Source organism: Arthrobacter sp. Soil_N43, from assembly GCF_057655195.1.
Genome location: NZ_JBDGML010000105.1, coordinates 1 through 17,776 on the forward strand (window position 1 = coordinate 1; position 17,776 = coordinate 17,776).

Consider the following 17,776-nt stretch of genomic DNA (forward strand, 5'->3'; position numbering starts at 1 on the left):
CAGGCCGCTCTGCACCAGGCGCTCGGAGGGGATGTCCAGGGAGGACGTGGCCTCATCGAGGATCAGCACGGCCGGCCGGGCCAGGAAGGCGCGGGCGAAGCTGATCAGCTGGCGCTGGCCCGATGAAACACGGCCGCCGCGTTTGTTGACGTCGGTGTCGTAGCCCTCCGGGAGCTCCGAGATGAACTCGTGGGCGCCCACGGCTTTCGCTGCTGCCTCGATTTCCTCCCGCGATGCGTCGGGCCGGCCCAGTGCGATGTTGTCCGCCACGGAGCCGCTGAACAGAAACGCCTCCTGGGTTACCATCACAATGTTCCGCCGCAGGTCGCCGGTGCCGAGCTGCCGCAAGTCCACGCCGTCGAGCGTGACTGAACCGGAGGTGACGTCGTAGAAGCGGGCGATGAGTTTGGCGAGGGTGGATTTGCCCGCGCCGGTCTGCCCGACCAGTGCCACCGTCTGCCCCGCGGGGATGCTGAGGTTCAGCGTGGGGATGACCAGCGGGCCGCTGCCGTACCGGAACTCGACGTCCTTGAACTCGATCGCGCCGTCGGCATCCCGCAGGTCCACGGCGTTGCGGGGCGGGCGGACCGTGGGCACCTCCTCGAGCAGGCCGGAGACCTTCTCCAGCGCCGCCTGGGCGCTTTGGAAGGAGTTGTAGAACATGGCCATCTGGTCCACAGGCTGGAAGAACCGCTTGGTGGACAGCATCAGCGCCAGCAGCACGCCCACGGCGAGGTCGCCGCTGAGCACGCGGAAACCGCCGAAGAGCAGCACCGCGGCCACGCAGACGTTGCCGGTCAGCACCAGCCCCGGCTGGAAGACGCCGTTGAGGTTGATGGACCGGACGGTCGCCTTCCGGTACTCCTCGGCCAGTTCCCCGTACTCAGCGGCGTTGTCGCGTTCCTTCCGGAAGGCCTTAACCGCCCGGATTCCGGTCATGGTCTCCACGAAATGCACGATCAGCCGGGCAGACACCACACGGGATTCGCGGAACGCGATCTGGGAGTGCTTCTGGTACCAGCGGGCCAGGAAGAACATCGGAACGCCGGCAGCGAGCACGATCAGCCCGCTCCGCCAATCGAGGGCAAAGACGGTGACGGCCGTGAAGAGCATGAACAGGAGGCCGGATGCCAGGGAGCTGACCCCGGAATCGAGGAGTTCGCGGAGGGCCTCCAGGTCCGACGTCTGCCTCGCGATGATCCGGCCCGAGGTGTATTTCTCGTGGAACTCCAGGCTCAGCCGCTGGGTGTGCCGGAAAACCCGCAGACGCAGGTCCAGCAGCATGGCCTGGCTCAGCCTCGCCGTCGATGTCACATACAGGGCGGTCAGGCCCGCGGTCGCCACAGCCGCGGCGAGGTACGCGGCGCCGGTCATCACGAGCGGGAGGTTGTCGCCGGCGCGCAGGGCCGGCAGTGCGTGGTCGATGCCGAAAGCGATCAAGGCAGGCCCGGCGACGCGCGCCGCCTGGGAGAGGACAACGGTGGCGATGGTGAACCAGAACCGCAGCCGGACGGGGCGGATCAGCGACGCCAGCAGGGCGAGCGACCGGCGTCGCACCGCTTTGCTGTCGCTCTTGCTCAGGTGGGCGTTGTCCTCGTTGGCGGTGCCGAATGCTGTGGTGCTCACCGGACGGCCTCCTCGGCGTCGTCCTCCAGGGCGGACAGCTCGGAGTCGAGGTCGCGGGGCTCGCTCTTCAGGCTGGCGATGACATACCGGTAATGGTCATTGGCCGCCAGCAGCTCGGCGTGCGTTCCGACGGCGGCGATCCGGCCGTCCTCGAGCAGTGCCACCCGGTCGGCCAGCGTGACGGTGGAGGGACGATGCGCCACGATCAGGGTCGTGGTGCCGGCCAGTACCTCCCGCAGGCGGTGCTCCACCAGTTCCTCGGTGTTGACGTCAAGGGCGGACAGCGGATCGTCCAGCACCAGGAGTTTGGGCCGGGCCGCGATGGCGCGCGCCAGGGCGATCCGCTGGCGCTGCCCGCCGGAGAGGCTTAGCCCCTCGTCGCCGATCAGGGTGTCCAGGCCGTCCGGCAGCGAATAGGCGAAGTGTGCCTGGGCGGTGTCGAGGGCCTCCTCCAGGACGGCTTCCAGTTCGTCCTGGCCGGTGCTCCCGGAAGTACCCACGCCGGCGTCCGTCCGGGCGCCCAGCAGCACGTTGTCGCGGACGGAATTCGAGAAGAGCGTGGTGTCCTCGAACGCAACGCCGACCACGCGGCGCAGTTCCTCCACGCTGAAGTCGCGCAGGTCCACGCCGTCGATGGTGATGGATCCGCTGGTGACATCATAGAGGCGCGGAACAAGCTGCAGCAGGGCGCTTTTGCCGCTGCCTGTGACGCCCACCAGCGCCATGGTTTCCCCGGTGCGGATGTCCAGGCTGATGCCTTTGAGGATGGGTTTGTCCGGGGCGTCCTCGAAGGCGAAGGTGACGTCGTGGAAGGAGAGGGCGCCCGTCAGTTCCGCGGGCCGGGCAGGATTCGCCGGGCTGGTGATGGTGTTCTGCGCGTCCATGACTTCAAAGTGGCGGTCCAGTGCGCTCTTCGCCGTCAGGGCCATGGCCAGCAGCATTCCGGAGAACTCCACGGGCGCTGCGATGACGGCTGCCGTGGCGAAGAACGCCACGAGCGCGCCGATGCTGAGCTGGCCGTCGGCGGCCAGGAGGATTCCAACCACCAGTCCGGCGCCCAGCGCCAGCTCGGGCAGGAGCGTGACCACCATGCTGAAGGTGGCCTGGTGCCTGGCTTTGGCGATCTCGGTCTGGCGGAGTTCCTCGGCCTGCCCGTTGAACGTTTCCAGCGCCTCGCGGCTCCTGCCGAAGGCCTTCAGCACGCGGATGCCGTGGACTGATTCCTCCACCGTGGTGGCGAGGTCGCCGGCCTGGTCCTGGCTGCGGCGGGCAACCTTGCTGAAGCGGGTCCGGAAACGGAAGCCGTAGATCATGATGGGCACCGCCGCCGCCAGGAAGATCAGTGCCAGCTGCCAGCTCATGGTGAACATTACCGCGACGCCGATCACCACGGTCAGTGTGGTGACCACCAGCATGATCGCTCCGAAGGCCATCCAGCGCCGCAGGAAGTTCAGGTCTGTCATGGCACGGGAGAGTAGCTGCCCGGAGCCCCAGCGGTCGTGGAAGGAGACGGTGAGGTCCTGCAAATGGCCGTACAGCGAAACCCGCATCCGGGTTTCCACCGTGGTGGCCGGGTTGATGACGAAGGTCCGGCGGAGCGCCACGAGCGCTGCCTCGGCGATGCCCAGGACGAGGATGACGCCGGCGGATGACCACACTGCATCAGCGGTGGCGCCCGGCCGGAGTGAATCATTGATCAGGGCTCGCAGGACCTGGGGGATGGTGAGGGCAACGACGCTGGCCAGGAGGGCGCACAGCAGCCCCAGGATAAGCCGGGGGAGGATCGGCTTCACATGCGGGTAGAGACGGCTGACGGATCTGAAAAACGAAGTCTGCTTGGCCATGCCCGCTTCTCGAACTCAAGTGCAAATGTGGTGTCCCGTAGCAACTACCCTATGCCATGAGTGCCGCGGTTCACACGGCGCCGAACCGGTGATTCAGGAGCGGTGTTTCAGGAGCGGGCAGTCAGCGTCAGCAGGACGGCCTCGGGCTTGCAGGCGATCCTGACAGGAGCGAAGCGCGAGGTGCCGATGCCGCCCGAGACATTGACCGGCGTCGTACGGCCGTTGCTTTGCCAGTCGTGCAGCCCCTTGGCCCGCCATGTCGGGATGTCGCAGTTGGCGATGACCGCACCGTAACCCGGAATGCACAGCTGGCCGCCATGGGTATGGCCGGCCAGGAGCAGGTCGGCGCCGTCCTCCGTGAAGTGATCCAGCACGCGCTGGTACGGGGCGTGGATGACCGCCACGCGCAGGTGGGCGTTGGAGTCCTGGCCCCTGGTGCCCCTGGGCCAGCCGGCGTACCGTTCACGCTTCAGGTGGGGGTCGTCCACGCCGGAGAAATCGAAACGGATGCCCCTGAGCACAATCGACTGGTTGCGGTTGGTCAGATCCACCCAGCCGCCCATGCCAAAGCCGGAGCGGAGCCGCGGCCAGTCCAGCTCCTCGGTGTCCCGCTTGACCTTTGACGGCCCCCGCAGATACGACGCCGGGTTCTTCAGCTTGGGGGCATAGTAATCATTCGAACCGGGGACGAAGACGCCCGGAAACTCCATGAGCGGCGCTAAGGCAGTGAGCAGCGGATCCACGGCCTTGGGGTGGCTCAGGTTGTCCCCGGTGTTGACAACGAGGTCCGGCTTCAGCTCGGCGAGGGAACGGAGCCATTCCCATTTTGCCTTCTGCCCCGGAACGAAGTGGATGTCGCTCAGATGGAGGATCCGGAACGGGGCCTCGCCCTCCGGCAAGATGGGCAGCGTTTCTCTCCGCAGCACAAACTGGTTCTTCTCCCAGAGGCCGTAGCCCGTGGCGGCAAGGCCCACTGCGGTTCCGGCTGCGGCAGTGACGGCAAAGCCGCGCGCGATGCTCCGCGCGCGGCTGGCCAGCTGTGATGTATCCATCAACGTCAGTCATTCCCCTTGTTGCCGTTGCCGTTGCCGGTGCCGCCGGTGTTGCCGGTACCGGTTGAGGGCTGCGGTTTGGTCGGCGCTTCCTGGGTGCTCGGGGGCTGCGGATTATTCGGGGCCGGCTGCGGAATGTTCTGGACGGGCGGCTGGTACTGGGGGGCGCCGTAGAGCAGGTTGGACGGCGGCTCCGGGAAGGGTTCGGTGCCATAGCCGGGCGCGATCTGGGACATGAACTGCGAGAACATCGGGCCGGCGATCATATAGCCGTCAATGCCGGTGTAGAACTTGCCGTTGACCGTGACGTTCTGGCCGGCCCTGCCTTGGGACCCCAGCGCGTCACCAAACCAGGCTGCGGTGGCAAGGCCCGTGGTATGGCCGACAACCCAGGTGGAGCCGTTGTTGTTGGACGTACCGGTCTTCGCCGCAATGGGGAAGGAGGTGTCTGTGGAGATCCTGGGCTGGATGAGCGAGCCGGATCCCTCATTCAGGACCTTTTGGAGCGCGTAGTTCACGCCGCGGGCCACGTCGGGTTTGATGGCGTCCCGGCACTGCGTCGACTGTGCCGGCAACTGCGCACCGGTCTGGTCGGTCACCGAAGTGACGGCAATCGGGGCGCAGTACTTGCCGTCATTGGCGAACGTGGCAAAGGCGCTGGCCATGGTCAGCGGAGCCGTCTGCGTGGAACCAAGCAGGTTGCCAAGGGTGGTCATGGTGATCTTGGGATTCGCGTCGACCACCGCGTTGGTGTCCTTGTCCCGGGCCGGCAGGCCGCCGTGGAGGCCTACGGCGTCCACGATCTTCTGGATGCCGCACAGGTCAACCTGCGCTGCGGAGGCGAACGTGGCCGTGTTGATGGAGTTCTTCAGGCCGTCCAGGACGGTCATGGGGCGGTAATAGTCCTCTTCGGCGTTCTGGAGGTCATCCGTGCCGTTGGTGCTGTCGTACCATCCGACGGTGGGGGTGGGGCAGGTGTTCCGCCACGGGAAGTCCTGCCCGTAGCGCCGCTGGGAGGCGTTGACGATGGTGTTCATCGGCTTGCCCTCCTCCAGCCACTGGGCAAACGTGAACGGCTTCATCGTCGACCCGGGCTGGGCGCCGCCGAGGCCGTTCAGGTCGTTGCCCTTGTCGTCATACTGGTCAACGCTGAAGTTGATCTGGCTGTCGAACTTTCCCTTGCCGGGAAACCACGAGGTGTTCTGTGCCATGTTGGTGATCTTGCCGGTCTTCGGCTCCACGGAGACGAGGGCAGCGCCCCACTTGTCCGGGTTGGAGCCGGCGGCTGCGTTCACCTGGTCCTGCGCAGCCTTCTGCGCCTTCGGGTCCAGGGTGGTCTTGATGGTCAGGCCGCCGCGGAAAATCTTCTTTTCGCGTTCCTCGGGGTCCGCGCCGTAGGCCGGGTTGTTGAGGAGCAGGTGCAGGACGTAGTCGCAGAAGTACGGAGCGGTGGGCGAGTAGGCGCAACCCTGCCGGGCCGGGGTGATCTTGGGCTGCACCGGGGTGGCCACTGCGGCGGTGTGCTGGGCCTTGGTGATCTTGCCCTGGCCGAGCATGACGTTCAGCACGAGGTCGCGGCGTACCTTGGCGTTCTCCGGGTTGGAGATGGGGTCGAACGCGGAGGGGCTGTTGACGAGGCCGGCCAGCAGCGCTGCCTGGGGGAGCGTCAGGTCCTTCGCAGTGGTGCTGAAGAAGAACTTGGAGGCGGCTTCGATGCCGTAGGCGTCACGGTTGAAGAACACGATGTTGAGGTAGCCCTCAAGGATCTGTTCCTTGGTGAACTTCTTTTCCAGGGCGATGGCCAGCTTCATCTCGCGCAGCTTGTCGCCCACGCCCTTGTTTACGCCGTTGAGCTTGATATCTTCCCCGCGGCCCTCGGCCTCGAGCGAGGCATTGAGGACGTTGTTGACGTACTGCTGGGTGATGGTGGACGCACCCTGCTTGTTGCCGCGCGCCGTGGCGACGAGGGCGCGGAGGATGCCTGTGGTGTCGACGCCGCCGTGCTCATAGAACCGGCTGTCCTCGATGGCGATCACGGCGTCCTTCATGTACGGCGAGATCTGCTCCAACGGCACCCGGGTGCGGTTCTCCGCGAAGAGGTTGGCGATGACGCTCCCGTCCGCCGCCAGGATCTTGGTGGACTGGCTGGGCGGGTCCACCTGCAGCTCCGCCGGGAGCGTGTCGAAAAAGTCGATCGAACTGCTCGCCGAGCTGCCTGAAACGGCGGCCGCCGGAACCAGGAGGCCTGCCACCAGGACGCCGCAAATAGCGCTCACGCCAAGGAAAGCAAAGATCTTTCCGAGGGTAGTGGCCGTGTCGAATATGGGGTTCCTACGAGTCACCATGTTCTCCACTTTACCGGCAACGACTAGGCTTGAGTTCATGACCAAATGGGAGTACGCAACGATTCCGCTCATCATTCACGCCACGAAGCAGATTCTGGACCAGTGGGGAGAGGACGGCTGGGAGCTTGTCCAGGTTGTCCCCGGCCCCGAAGGTAACGGCCTGGTGGCCTACTTGAAGAGGGAGAAGCAGTAGCATGACGACTCCCCGCGAAACCGCTTCCGGCGCCGCTGCAGCGCCGATTTCCGCCGTCGAGCAGCGGCTCGCCGAGCTGGGCATCACCCTCCCCGAGGTGGCCGCTCCGGTGGCCGCTTATGTGCCCGCCGTCATTTCCGGCAACCACGTTTACACGTCGGGGCAGCTGCCGTTTATTGACGGCAAACTCGAAGCTGTGGGCAAGGTCTCCGCCGGCAACGAAGGCACATCTGACGAGCCCACCGTGTCCCCCGAGGACGCGAAGGCGTACGCGGCCGTCTGCGCCGTCAACGCGCTGGCCGCCGTCAAGAGCGTCATCGGCGACCTGGACCGGATCACACGCATCGTCAAGGTGGTGGGCTTCGTCTCCTCGGATCCCTCGTTCACCGGCCAGCCGGGCGTCATCAACGGCGCCTCCGAACTCCTCGGCCGGGTCCTCGGCGACGCGGGGCAGCACGCCCGCTCCGCCGTCGGCGTTTCAGTTTTGCCGCTCGACTCACCCGTCGAAGTCGAGCTGATCGCGGAATTCAGCTAAGGCCCGGTCGCTTCCTTTGCCCCAGCTAGCACGCCGCCTCTTTGCACTTCCCCCCGACCTCGAAGGGGCGGCGCAAAGCTGGCTTGAACACGGCGAACGGACGCCGCGCGCACCGCGTCTCGCCTCCTCAGTGGTCCTGCTCCGCGATTCGCCCAACGGCCTGGAGACCTGGCTCGGCTACCGGCCCGGGTCTTCGCCGCTGGGCGTCCTCGCCTTTCCCGGCGGGTCCCTGGATGCGTCCGACGACGACGCGCTCGGCTGGCTGGGCCCCTCGGCGCAGCATTGGGCCGAGCAGATGGGCACGGAGGACGTCGGACTGGCGCGCCGCCATGTTGTGGGCGCCATCCGCGAACTGTTCGAAGAAACCGGCGTGCTCCTGGCCGGGCCGGACGTCTCCACCACGGTTGAAGGCACTGCCACCTCCGAATGGATGAAAGTGCGCGAAGCCGTGGCCTCGCAGGAAAAGACCTTTACCGAGGTGCTGGCCCGGCGCGGGCTGTCGCTGCGCACGGACCTGCTCAAGCCGCTGGTGAACTGGCTCAGCCCGGACTTCGCACACCACCGCTTCAACACGCGGTACTTCGCCGCCACAGTCCCGATGAACCAGCAGCCGACGCTTCTCGGGAGCAAGGGCGTGTGGGGGAGGTGGGTCTGCGCCACCAAGGTGATAGAAGAACGTGACACCACAGCGCTGGGTGACGAAGTGGGCCAGGAAAACACCGTCGGGCTGACCCTCGGCCAGCTCTTGGTGCCGGGCTCTGAAATCATGCTTGAGAAGATGGCGGCCGCCACCGGCTGCATCGCCTATCTCAGCTACAAGCGCACACCGCACGTCTATCAGCCCCGGCTCGTCCAGGAGGGCGGAAAGCTTATGCTCGAAGTCGAAGCCGCGAAAACGGTGGCCCACGAGCCCCAGCGCGAGCGCTAAGACACCGGTACTGCCTGGGGACACGCAAAAGGCCTGGCGACACCCACATGTGGGTGTCGCCAGGCCTTTTGCGTGTCCCGGGAACCTTTGCGCGTCGTCAGCGTCTGCTAGCGGGAGCGCTGGCGGAGGCGCTGCATGTCCAGGATGACCACGGCGCGGGCCTCGAGGCGGAGCCAGCCGCGCTGGACGAATTCGGCCAAGGCCTTGTTCACCGTTTCGCGGGAGGCGCCGACCAGCTGGGCCAGTTCTTCCTGCGTGAGTTCGTGGGCCACCAGGACGCCGTCCGTGGCGGGGCGGCCGAAGCGGTCGGCCAGGTCCAGGAGTGCCTTGGCCACACGGCCGGGAACGTCCGAGAAGACGAGGTCGGACAGGGAGTCGTTGGTGCGGCGGAGGCGGCGGGCCAGGGCCTGCAGCAGCTGCGCCGAGACTTCGGGGCGGGTGCGCAGCAGGGAGTTCAGGCTCTCGTTCCGGAGTCCTGCCAGGCGGGTCTCGGAGACCGCCGTGGCCGTAGCCGTGCGCGGGCTGGGATCAAACAGTGCCATCTCGCCGAAGAGCTCGCCCGGGCCGAGGATGGCGAGCAGGGATTCGCGGCCGTCGGGGGAGGTGCGGCCGAGCTTTACCTTGCCGGAGACAATGAAGTAGAGCTGGTCACCCTGGTCGCCTTCACGGAAAACGGAAGCCCCGCGTGACAGGTCAACCTCGGTGAGCTCGTCCGTCAGCAGGCGGAAAGCCTCGTCGTCCAGCGTGGCGAAAAGGGGTGCGCGGCGCAATACCTCGATGTCCATGAATTCTCCTGATTAAAATGTGTCGGCTGGGGCGCTTGTGCCATTGTTTCAGAATTTTCAAGGATCTGTGGCGTACTTGGCAGCAGAACCGGGGCAAAAGGCGTCCCTGGCCCGGAAGGTCATGTGCTGCCCACGGCAAATTGTCAGACTCCGCCAGTACAATCGGGGCGTAGCTGGCTGTAAGGAGACCCGTTGTTTGGCCTGACTGTTCTGGACCTTGCGTTGATCCTGACGCTCCTGTCCTACCTGATTTACGGCCTCCGCAACGGCTTCCTGGTGACGGTGGGCGGAATCGCGGGCTTCGCGGCCGGCGCCGTGGCAGCTTTCCTGTCCGTTCCTGTGGTCAGCGAGTTCGTCGAGGACAGCAGTTGGCGCCTTACCGCGATCATCGGCACTGCCATCGTCCTTGTGGTGCTGGGCAACGCCCTGGGCACCACAATCGGCCGCAGCATTCGCAGCGCTGTCCGCCTCAAGCCGCTGCGCGCGGTGGACAGGATGGTGGGCGGCGCGGCCAATGTTGTTGTGGCGGCACTCGTCATGTCCATGCTGGCCTTCAGCATCGGTGCCCTCGGTGTACCGTTCGTTTCCCAGCAGCTCGCCGACTCCAAGGTCATCCGGTTCATTGACGGCATGACCCCCAACCCCGTCAAGGCCACCATGGCGCAGCTGCGCTCGGCGGTGATCGGCGACCGCATTCCCCGGCTCATTGAGGGCATCGGCCAGCAGCAGCAGGTCCCGGTTCCGGATGCCAGCACCGACACCCCTGCCCTGAACCGGGCCGCCGGGTCGGTTCTGAAGATCGCCGGCACCGCGTTCCAGTGCGGCCAGAATCAGACGGGGACCGGCTTCGTCGTCTCGCCGGGGAGGGTTGTCACAAATGCCCATGTCGTGGCGGGCGTGTCGCAGCCCGTCGTCGAGGTGCCTGGCGGCGGCGCGCTGCCCGGGCGCGTGGTCTACTTCGACGGCAAACGCGACCTGGCGGTACTCGCCGTCGACGGCCTGCCCACCGACGCCCTGCCGCTGAGCCCGGACCTGCCGGCCGGCACTGCCGCCGCCTTTGCCGGCTACCCCCATGGCGGCCCCTTCCAGTCGAAGCCCGCCACCGTCCAAGGCATTTCCACGGTCCTGGTGCCCGACATTTACGGCGACAATCCTGTTCCGGACGAGGTCTACAAGCTCGCGGGTGACATCCAGCCGGGCAATTCCGGCGGACCACTGCTGACCACCGGCGGTGAAGTGGCCGGCGTGATTTTCGCCAAGACCACGTCCGACGCTGCCTTGGGGTTCGCGATTCCCATGATCGACCTGCGGCCGGTGGTCACCCAGGCGCCGGAGCTCACCAGCGCAGTGTCATCGGGGCAGTGCATCCAGCAGTAGCGGCGCACTCAGCAACAGCGCCGGGCCTGGTCAGGCCTTGCCGGCGTTCAGGTCCGCGAGGTACTCCACGGCAAAGCGGTATCCCATGATGCCGGCGCCGGCGATGACGGCTTTGCTGATGTCCGAGAGGTAGGAGTGGTGCCGGAACTCCTCGCGGGCATGCACATTGGTGATGTGCACCTCCACGGCCGGCACCTGCACCGCCGAAATCGCATCCCGGATGGCCACCGACGTGTGGGTATAGGCGCCCGCGTTCAGCACGATGCCGACGGCCTTGCCGCGGGCGGCGTGGATGGCGTCCACCAGGGCACCTTCATGGTTGGACTGGAAGCACTCGACGTCCAGCCCGTGGGCGGCGCCGGACTCCTTGACGAGCTGTTCGACGTCGGCAAGGGTTGCCGTGCCGTACTTCTCCGGTTCCCGGGTTCCGAGGAGGTTCAGGTTGGGGCCGTTGAGGACAAGGATGGTGCCGCGGCCGGCTTCGGTGGCGGTGGAGGCTTCAGTCATGAATGCAAATCTATCGCGTCGGGCATGCGGGGGCTTAACGTCACTTGATGGAGCCGCGCATGACGCCGGAGATCACCCAGCGCTGTGCGGAGAGGTAGACCAGGAGCAGTGGTGCAAGGGCCATCAGATAGGACGCGAAGGCCACTGTGTAGTTGGTGGTGAACTGGCTCTGGAACACGTACTGCGCCAGAGGCAGTGTGCGCGTCGCGGGGTCCGAAAGGATGACGAGGGGCAGCAGGAAGTCGTTCCAGGCCCAGAGGCACGTCAGGATCCCCACGGTGGCGTTCATCGGAGTCAAGAGCGGGAAGATGATGCGGCGGAAGATGCCCCAGGTGGAAGCGCCGTCCATGGTCGCGGCTTCCTCCAGTTCGCGCGGGATGGAGCGGATGAAGGCCGTGTAGACGAAGACATTGAAGCTGAGCCCGTAGACGGTGTACAGCAGGAACAGCCCCACAGGGTTGTCCAGGCCCAGGACCGCGGTTTCCTTGGTGGCCGGCAGCATGATGATGGGAAACGGCACGAAGAGTGCGGCGACGAAGAAGTAGTACAGGAACTTGAAGAAGCGCTTGTGAAGGTTCCGTGCAATCGCGTAGGCCACCAGGGAGTTGGACAGGATGGTGAGGACCACCGCGCCCACAGTGACGATTGCGGAGTTCAGCAGGGCGCGCGGGAAGTTGGTCAGGTTCCAAGCATCGGAGAAGTTCTCCAGCCGGACTCGGCTGGGCCACTCGAAGCCGGAGCCGCCAAGCTGGTCCGGGGTCTTGAGTGCGGTGACGACGGTGAGGTACAGCGGGATGAGCACGGTCAGTGCCAGGACGGCAGCCAGTGCCGTCAGCGGCCAGTTCACGCTGTGGAGCTTCCTGCCGCGCCGCCGCGGGCCACGGCTATCCGCTGCGGTCCGGGCTGAGGCTGCCGTTTCGGTTGTGGCCATTAGAAGTCCGCCTCTTTGCGCTGGAGGGTCCGGAGCTGGATCACGGACACTGCCACGATCACCAGCAGGTAAATGACGGAGTTGGCCATCTGGTAGCCGTATTCCCCGCCTTGGAACCCGCCGCGGAAGATGACCATGGCAACGGATTCGGTGGAAGTGCCGGGACCGCCGCCGGTGAGGGCGACGATCTGGTCGAAGGCCTGCAGGAACCCTTTCAGCGCCAGCACCATGTTGATGGTGAAGAACGCGCCGATCATGGGGAAGGTGATCGAGCGGAACTGGCGCCAGTAGCCGGCCCCGTCCAGGTCCGCCGCTTCATAAAGGTCGGCCGGGATGGTCTGCAGTCCAGCGAGGTAGAGGATCACGCTGAAGGCGATGGACTGCCATGCCGAGACGGCCACGATGCCCAGCCAGGCCAGGTCTTTGTTGGCCAGGATGGAGGTCGAAAGCCAGTCGATGCCCGCCCACTGCCCGAACAGGGGGAGGGAGTTGGAAAAGATGAAGTTGAAGACGTAGCCGATGATGAGGATGGCCAGCACGTTGGGGATGAAGAAGATGCCGCGGAACGCCGTCTGGAATTTGATCTTGGCATTCAGCAGCATCGCGATGCCAAGGGCCAGGACGTTGACGATTAACGTCGTCGTGATGGCGAACAGGAAGGTAAAGCTGTAGGAGGACAGGATCCGGTCGTCCTTGAAGAGGCTGAAGTAGTTTTCGAGCCCGATGAAGGTCCAGGTCCCGTAGCCGGCGTAGTCGGTCAGGCTGAAGAACACGCCCGTTAGCGCCGGGACGGTATGCAGTGTCACAAAGAGGAGCAGCGCAGGAATGGCCATCCAGTAGAAGGCCTTGCTGGAATGCGTCATTTACTGGTCACCTCGTTTGGGCATGCGGGCGGCAATCTTGAACCATTCGTTGTCCAGCGTGTTCAGGTAACGCGCCTTGTCGCCATCCAGGACGAACTGCTGCGTGATGTTGACCAGCGGGATGCTCGGCGGCAGCTGATGGTCCATGTAGCCATCCAGCTTGCCGGAGGTGAAGTAGGAGGCCATGCCCTGCAGTGCCGGGTCCTGCTGCGGCGCAGCTGACCGGGTGGGGGCGAACGCGCTCTGGTTCTTGGCGTACCTGTCGATCACTTCCTTGGACAGAAGGAAGTCGATGAACTTTTGTGCTTCCGCGCGGTGGGGAGTTTCCCGGCCCATGGCCAGCGCCACGTCGACGCCGGATACCACCGTTGTATTCGCGGGATTGTTCGTGACGGGGTAGGGGAAGGAAGCGATTTTCGCCTCCGGGTTGGCAGCCCTGATGGCCGGCACCGCGAAGCTGCCGTTGAGGTACATCGCGGACTTGCCGTCGGCAAAGGCCTTGTTGCCGGTCGCGTAATCGACGCCGGCAGCGCCCGGCTGGGCGTATGCGAAGAGCTGGAGCAGCTTGTCGGCGACTTCCTGGTAATCCTTGCTGAAGGACACAGGGCTGTTGTTCCGGTCGGTGCCGGCCGCTCGGAGCCGGTCAAAGAAGCCTTCGGGCTGAAGCTGGGCGGCGAGGTTCACCAGTGCCGGGGAGGTGGTCCACGCGTCCTTGAGGGTCATGTAAAACGGCGCGACGCCATTGGCCTTGAACTTTTCGGCCGCAGCAATCAGCCCGTCCCAGGTCCGAGGTACGGAAACCCCGTACTTCGCGAAAATCTCGGGGTTGTACAGGATGCCGCTGGCATTGTTCGCCATGGGAAGGCCGTTGATTTCGGAGTCCCTGCACCTCCCGTTGGCATTGAGGATGTCCTGCACTGCGGGCAGAACCTCCTGCGCCGAGGGTTCCTGGCTGAGGTCGGCGAAGACACAGGCTTTGGCGAGGAGGCCGAAGCTGGCGTTCCCGTTGAGTGTCAGCACATCCGGTGTCTTGTTCTTGACGAGGAGGGTTCGGATGGCGGTGTCCGGGTCCGGGACGTTGTTCTGGAGCACCCTGATGCCGGGATTCGCAGCTTCGAACTCGTCAATGAGGCCGGCGAATTCCTGGACAGCTTCGGGCTTGAACTGGAAGAAACTGAGCGTGACTTCGTTCCCGGCCGGTGGCCCGGCGCAGCTGGTCAGCAGCACTGCCGCAAGTGCGGCGGCGAGGGCTCCTGCCCGCCCTTGCTGGAGATGGAGCATCTGTTTGTCCTTCGTGCCGACGGTGGCCAGGGTCCCACCGGGGGCGTAGTTGCCGGATGCCGGTGATCCTAACCGGCGTACCCGTTGGGGTTATTCTCCTGCCAGCGCCAGTGATCCTCGCACATCTGGTCCACGGTCTTGGTGGTTGACCAGCCGAGGTCGGCTAGGGCGGACGTGGCATCAGCCCAAAAGGCGGGAAGGTCACCGGCGCGGCGTGCCGTGATCTCGTAGGGGAGGGGCCGGCCCACGGCCTTTTCGAAGGACCGCAGGACTTCCAGTACCGAGGAGCCCTTGCCTGAGCCAAGGTTCCAGCGGAATACACCGGCGCGGTCAGCCACGTGGTTCAGGGCGGCAACATGGCCTTCGGCAAGGTCCACCACATGGATATAGTCGCGCAGGCAGGTACCATCCGGCGTGTCGTAGTCGCCCCCGAAGACCATCAGCTTGTCGCGTCGGCCGACGGCGACCTGGGCAATGAACGGCACGAGGTTGTTCGGGATGCCCTGCGGGTCCTCGCCGATCCGGCCGGACGGGTGGGCGCCGACCGGGTTGAAGTAGCGCAGCAGGGCGATGTGCCAGCGGTCGTCGGCGGCGCCGACGTCGGAGAGGATGTCTTCGATCTGTTCCTTGGTGCGGCCGTACGGGTTGTTTGCGCCGATCTCCATTTTTTCGACGTAGGGCACGGGATTATGTTCGCCGTAGACGGTGGCGGAGGAGCTGAAGACGATGGAGCGGACGTCGTGGCGCTCCATGGCCCGGACGAGGTTGAGGGTGCCCACCAGGTTGTTGTAGTAGTAGCTGAGGGGTTCGCGGACGGATTCCCCTACGGCCTTCAGACCGGCGAAGTGGATGACGGCGTTGATTCCGCCGGCAGCAAAAACCCGTTCCACTGCGGCTTCGTTCAGGAGGTCAACGTTGTGGAATTCGGGGGCCGTCCCGCTCAGCTCGGCTACCCGGCGCATCGACTCTTCACTGGAGTTCACCAGGTTGTCGATCACCACCACCTCGTGCCCGGCCTCCTGCAGGGATAGGACCGTGTGGGAACCGATGTACCCGGTGCCGCCTGTAACCAAAATCTTCATGTGTGTTCCTCTGGGTGGGCGCGGACTGCCCCGCCGTCCCCAACGCTCCGGAGAGCGGGGACCGGCGGGTCAGGCTGCGATGCGGTCATGTGGATGCCTAGAGAGCCGTGACCTTCAGCAGCAGCGCGTGCTCCGGGTTGAGGCTGGGCATCGGGAGCCCCACCTCGGCCAGGAAGCGGCCGCTGGCTTCCGCCCCGGAAGCCAGCCACGCGGGCGGCTGGATCTGCGTAAAGGTGTGCGCGTAATCGGCGTCCCCTGGTTCCGGGAAGATAGCCTCCACACGGTAGCCACGTGCCGCCTCCAGCCCGGGAAGGGCCACCCGTCCCAGCTGCTCGGAGAACGAGGTGCGTGTGCTCACCAAGGCGAACAGGGCCGCCGTCGTGCCGCTTTCAACGGAACCGGCGGCACCCGCAACGGAGCCTGCCAGCACACCGTGCAGCATCAGCGAATCGTCCGGGACGTCAGCCCGGACCATCCGGCCGCTGTGGATCAATCCGCGGTGTTCCTTGTACAGCCCGATGAAGCGCTTGAGTTCCTCGCGCTCCTCGCCCTGGACCTCCCGGACGTCCCATTCCATGCCGAAGTGGCCGAAGAAGGCCGTGATGGCGCGGAAGGACAGGTCGTGCGTGCGGGCGGTGGTGTGCGACGTAGTGGGGCCGATGTGTCCGCCCACCAGTTCGGGCGGCACCACGACGCCGGTCCACCGCTGGATGGTCTGCCGCTCCAGCGCGTCGTTGCAGTCCGAACCCCAGATGCGGTCCGTGCGCTCGAGGATGCCCAGATCCACCCGTGCCCCGCCGGAAGAGCAGCTTTCAATTTCGACGCCGGGGTGGGCCTTCCGCAGTTCGTCGAACAGGCGGTAGGCGGCGAGGGTTTGCTCGTGGACGGAGGAGCGTCCGGCGTGCCCGTGTTCGGTGAGGTCGCGGTTCTGGTCCCACTTCAGGTAGCTGATGTTGTTCTCGCGCAGGAGGGCGTCGATCCGCTCAAAGATGTACTGCCACGCCTCGGGGTTCACCAGGTCGATGATGTGCTGGTTCCGCCAGGCCAGCGGCAGGCGTCCGCCGTTCTTGTGGGAGACGGCGGCCGGCCCCACAATCCAGTCCGGATGTGCGCGTGCCACGTCGGAGTCGAGGTTGATCATCTCGGGTTCCACCCACAGGCCGAACTCCATGCCGCGGGACGTCACGGCCTCGATGAGCGGTGTCAGGCCGTTCGGCCAGAGCGTCTCGTCCACGAACCAGTCGCCCAGTCCGGCCGTATCGTCGCGGCGCCCGCGGAACCAGCCGTCGTCCAGGACGAAGCGTTCCACGCCGAGATCGGCGGCCGAGTCCGCAAGCTCGATGAGGGTGGCCAGGTTGTGGTCGAAGTACACGGCTTCCCAAGTGTTCAGCACTACGGGACGCGGCTTTCCGCTTCCGGCATTGGCTGAAGCTGCGGGCAGCACATGGTGTGGGCGCGAACGGAACCAGCTGTAGAACGCCTCGCTGATGCCGTCCAGGCCGCGGTCTGAGTAGGCGGCGAAGAGCGTGGGCGTGGTGTAGCTGGCGCCGGGCTCGAGGACCACTTCGGCCGGTCCCAGCAGTTCGGAGCCGCCGATCATCGTGCGCCCGTCCGCGAGGGTGTCCGCGAACTGTTCGTGGTTGCCGCTCCACGCCAGGTGGGTGGCCCAGACCCGGCCGTGGCGGTTGCCGAAGCCGGCGGTGCCGGCCGCGAACAGCAGCGAGGAGTCGTGTCCCGTGCGGCCGTGGCGGCCGGTGCGCACCCACGTACCCTGCTGGATGGGGCGGCGCTGGGGGTGCCGTTCCCGGCACCAGCGTCCGGTCAGGTCGAGAAGCTCGACGGCGTCCGGGGCCACCGGGAGGACAGTGGCCAGTTCGTCCACCTGGAACGGCGAGGTTCCGGTGTTCGTGACGGTGTGGCGCAGTTCCAGCAGGCCGCCGTCGTGGAGAGTGAGCGTGGATTCGACGGTGATGCCGGCTTCCGCATCCTGCTGGACGACGTTGGCCGAGTTGCCGTTGCCTGTGGCACGCAGGGCGCGCAGGCGAACGGAGAAGTCGAGTCCGGAGACGCCGTCGGCGATCCGGTGGCCGCGCAGGGCCGGCCGTCCGCGCCAGCTGGAGGACGCCTGGGGGAGCAGCCCCGCCGGAACGGTGGCGTCGATGGCGGAGTTGGGGATGGCCTCGGTGAGGATCGACAGGTCAGGGAGTTCGCTGCCAAGGTCGGCACCCCAGTGGATGACCTCGGCCTCCCCGCTGCTGAAGCTGACCACCAGGCTGGTGCCGGCGGAACGGAGGTGCAGGGGATCCATAGGTAAGTCTCTTTCGTGAGGAGCAAGAAGCTGCATTTATAAAGGGTGTTGCGGGGCCGGTGCGCGATGCGCGGTCCGGCCCCGCAGCGGTGGTGCTGAGTGGATGCCTGGGCTTTGAT

General features: G+C 65.8%; 15 protein-coding genes. 4 read left to right on the forward strand and 11 right to left on the reverse strand.

What is annotated here, in order from left to right; translation table 11 throughout:
* The 4 genes from AC3A3W_RS14470 to AC3A3W_RS14485 all read right to left on the reverse strand — a co-directional run.
* On the reverse strand, nt 1-1,626 hold a 1,626-nt coding region (locus tag AC3A3W_RS14470), incomplete at its 3' end, for an ABC transporter ATP-binding protein (RefSeq protein ID WP_487443726.1).
* The gene (locus tag AC3A3W_RS14475; protein ID WP_487443727.1) at nt 1,623-3,470 is read right to left on the reverse strand and encodes an ABC transporter ATP-binding protein; all 1,848 of its coding nucleotides are present in this window, start codon (nt 3,468-3,470) and stop codon (nt 1,623-1,625) included. The genes AC3A3W_RS14470 and AC3A3W_RS14475, both read right to left, overlap by 4 nt.
* A gap of 107 nt (nt 3,471-3,577) precedes the next feature.
* Nucleotides 3,578-4,522, reverse strand: coding sequence for a metallophosphoesterase (locus AC3A3W_RS14480; protein ID WP_487443728.1), 945 nt, complete (start codon nt 4,520-4,522; stop codon nt 3,578-3,580).
* 5 nt (nt 4,523-4,527) lie between these two features.
* Entirely contained in the window at nt 4,528-6,867 is a 2,340-nt protein-coding gene (locus AC3A3W_RS14485; RefSeq protein WP_487443729.1) for a transglycosylase domain-containing protein, read from the reverse strand.
* A 37-nt stretch (nt 6,868-6,904) separates the two neighbouring features.
* On the opposite strand from AC3A3W_RS14485, the gene sp36 reads away from it, so the two are divergent.
* The 3 genes from sp36 to AC3A3W_RS14500 are packed head-to-tail and all read left to right on the forward strand — an operon-like array spanning nt 6,905 to nt 8,523.
* On the forward strand, nt 6,905-7,060 hold the full coding sequence (gene sp36, locus AC3A3W_RS14490; RefSeq protein WP_205652420.1) for a Sp36 family protein: 156 nt from the start codon (nt 6,905-6,907) through the stop codon (nt 7,058-7,060).
* A 1-nt stretch (nt 7,061) separates the two neighbouring features.
* Nucleotides 7,062-7,595, forward strand: coding sequence for a RidA family protein (locus AC3A3W_RS14495; RefSeq protein WP_487443730.1), 534 nt, complete (start codon nt 7,062-7,064; stop codon nt 7,593-7,595).
* Nucleotides 7,596-7,611: 16 nt separating this feature from the next.
* Nucleotides 7,612-8,523 carry an NUDIX hydrolase gene (locus AC3A3W_RS14500; protein WP_487443731.1) on the forward strand — a complete coding sequence of 304 codons (912 nt, stop codon included), beginning with the start codon at nt 7,612-7,614 and terminating at the stop codon, nt 8,521-8,523.
* Nucleotides 8,524-8,630: 107 nt separating this feature from the next.
* On the opposite strand, the gene AC3A3W_RS14505 is transcribed toward AC3A3W_RS14500, so the two are convergent.
* Complete coding sequence (locus AC3A3W_RS14505) at nt 8,631-9,308, reverse strand: Crp/Fnr family transcriptional regulator (RefSeq protein WP_205652417.1); 678 nt, start codon at nt 9,306-9,308, stop codon at nt 8,631-8,633.
* Between the two features lie 192 nt (nt 9,309-9,500).
* On the opposite strand from AC3A3W_RS14505, the gene AC3A3W_RS14510 reads away from it, so the two are divergent.
* Nucleotides 9,501-10,685 carry a MarP family serine protease gene (locus AC3A3W_RS14510; RefSeq protein ID WP_487443732.1) on the forward strand — a complete coding sequence of 395 codons (1,185 nt, stop codon included), beginning with the start codon at nt 9,501-9,503 and terminating at the stop codon, nt 10,683-10,685.
* A gap of 30 nt (nt 10,686-10,715) precedes the next feature.
* Here the strand turns inward: AC3A3W_RS14510 and aroQ are convergent, their stop codons facing one another.
* From aroQ to AC3A3W_RS14540, 6 genes are all read right to left on the reverse strand, one after another.
* Nucleotides 10,716-11,192 carry a type II 3-dehydroquinate dehydratase gene (gene aroQ, locus AC3A3W_RS14515; protein WP_487443733.1) on the reverse strand — a complete coding sequence of 159 codons (477 nt, stop codon included), beginning with the start codon at nt 11,190-11,192 and terminating at the stop codon, nt 10,716-10,718.
* A gap of 40 nt (nt 11,193-11,232) precedes the next feature.
* Entirely contained in the window at nt 11,233-12,123 is an 891-nt protein-coding gene (locus AC3A3W_RS14520) for a carbohydrate ABC transporter permease (protein ID WP_487443734.1), read from the reverse strand.
* Entirely contained in the window at nt 12,123-12,986 is an 864-nt protein-coding gene (locus AC3A3W_RS14525) for a carbohydrate ABC transporter permease (RefSeq protein WP_487443735.1), read from the reverse strand. Before AC3A3W_RS14525 ends, AC3A3W_RS14520 begins: the two co-directional genes overlap by 1 nt.
* Nucleotides 12,987-14,267 (reverse strand): ABC transporter substrate-binding protein, encoded by a 1,281-nt coding sequence (locus AC3A3W_RS14530; RefSeq protein ID WP_487443736.1) that lies wholly within the window; start codon nt 14,265-14,267, stop codon nt 12,987-12,989. It abuts the gene before it with no gap.
* A 68-nt stretch (nt 14,268-14,335) separates the two neighbouring features.
* A complete protein-coding gene (gene galE / locus AC3A3W_RS14535; protein ID WP_487443737.1) occupies nt 14,336-15,349 on the reverse strand; it encodes a UDP-glucose 4-epimerase GalE in 1,014 nt (337 codons plus the stop codon).
* A 97-nt stretch (nt 15,350-15,446) separates the two neighbouring features.
* On the reverse strand, nt 15,447-17,657 hold the full coding sequence (locus tag AC3A3W_RS14540; RefSeq protein WP_487443738.1) for an alpha-galactosidase: 2,211 nt from the start codon (nt 17,655-17,657) through the stop codon (nt 15,447-15,449).
* Nucleotides 17,658-17,776 lie beyond the last annotated feature (119 nt).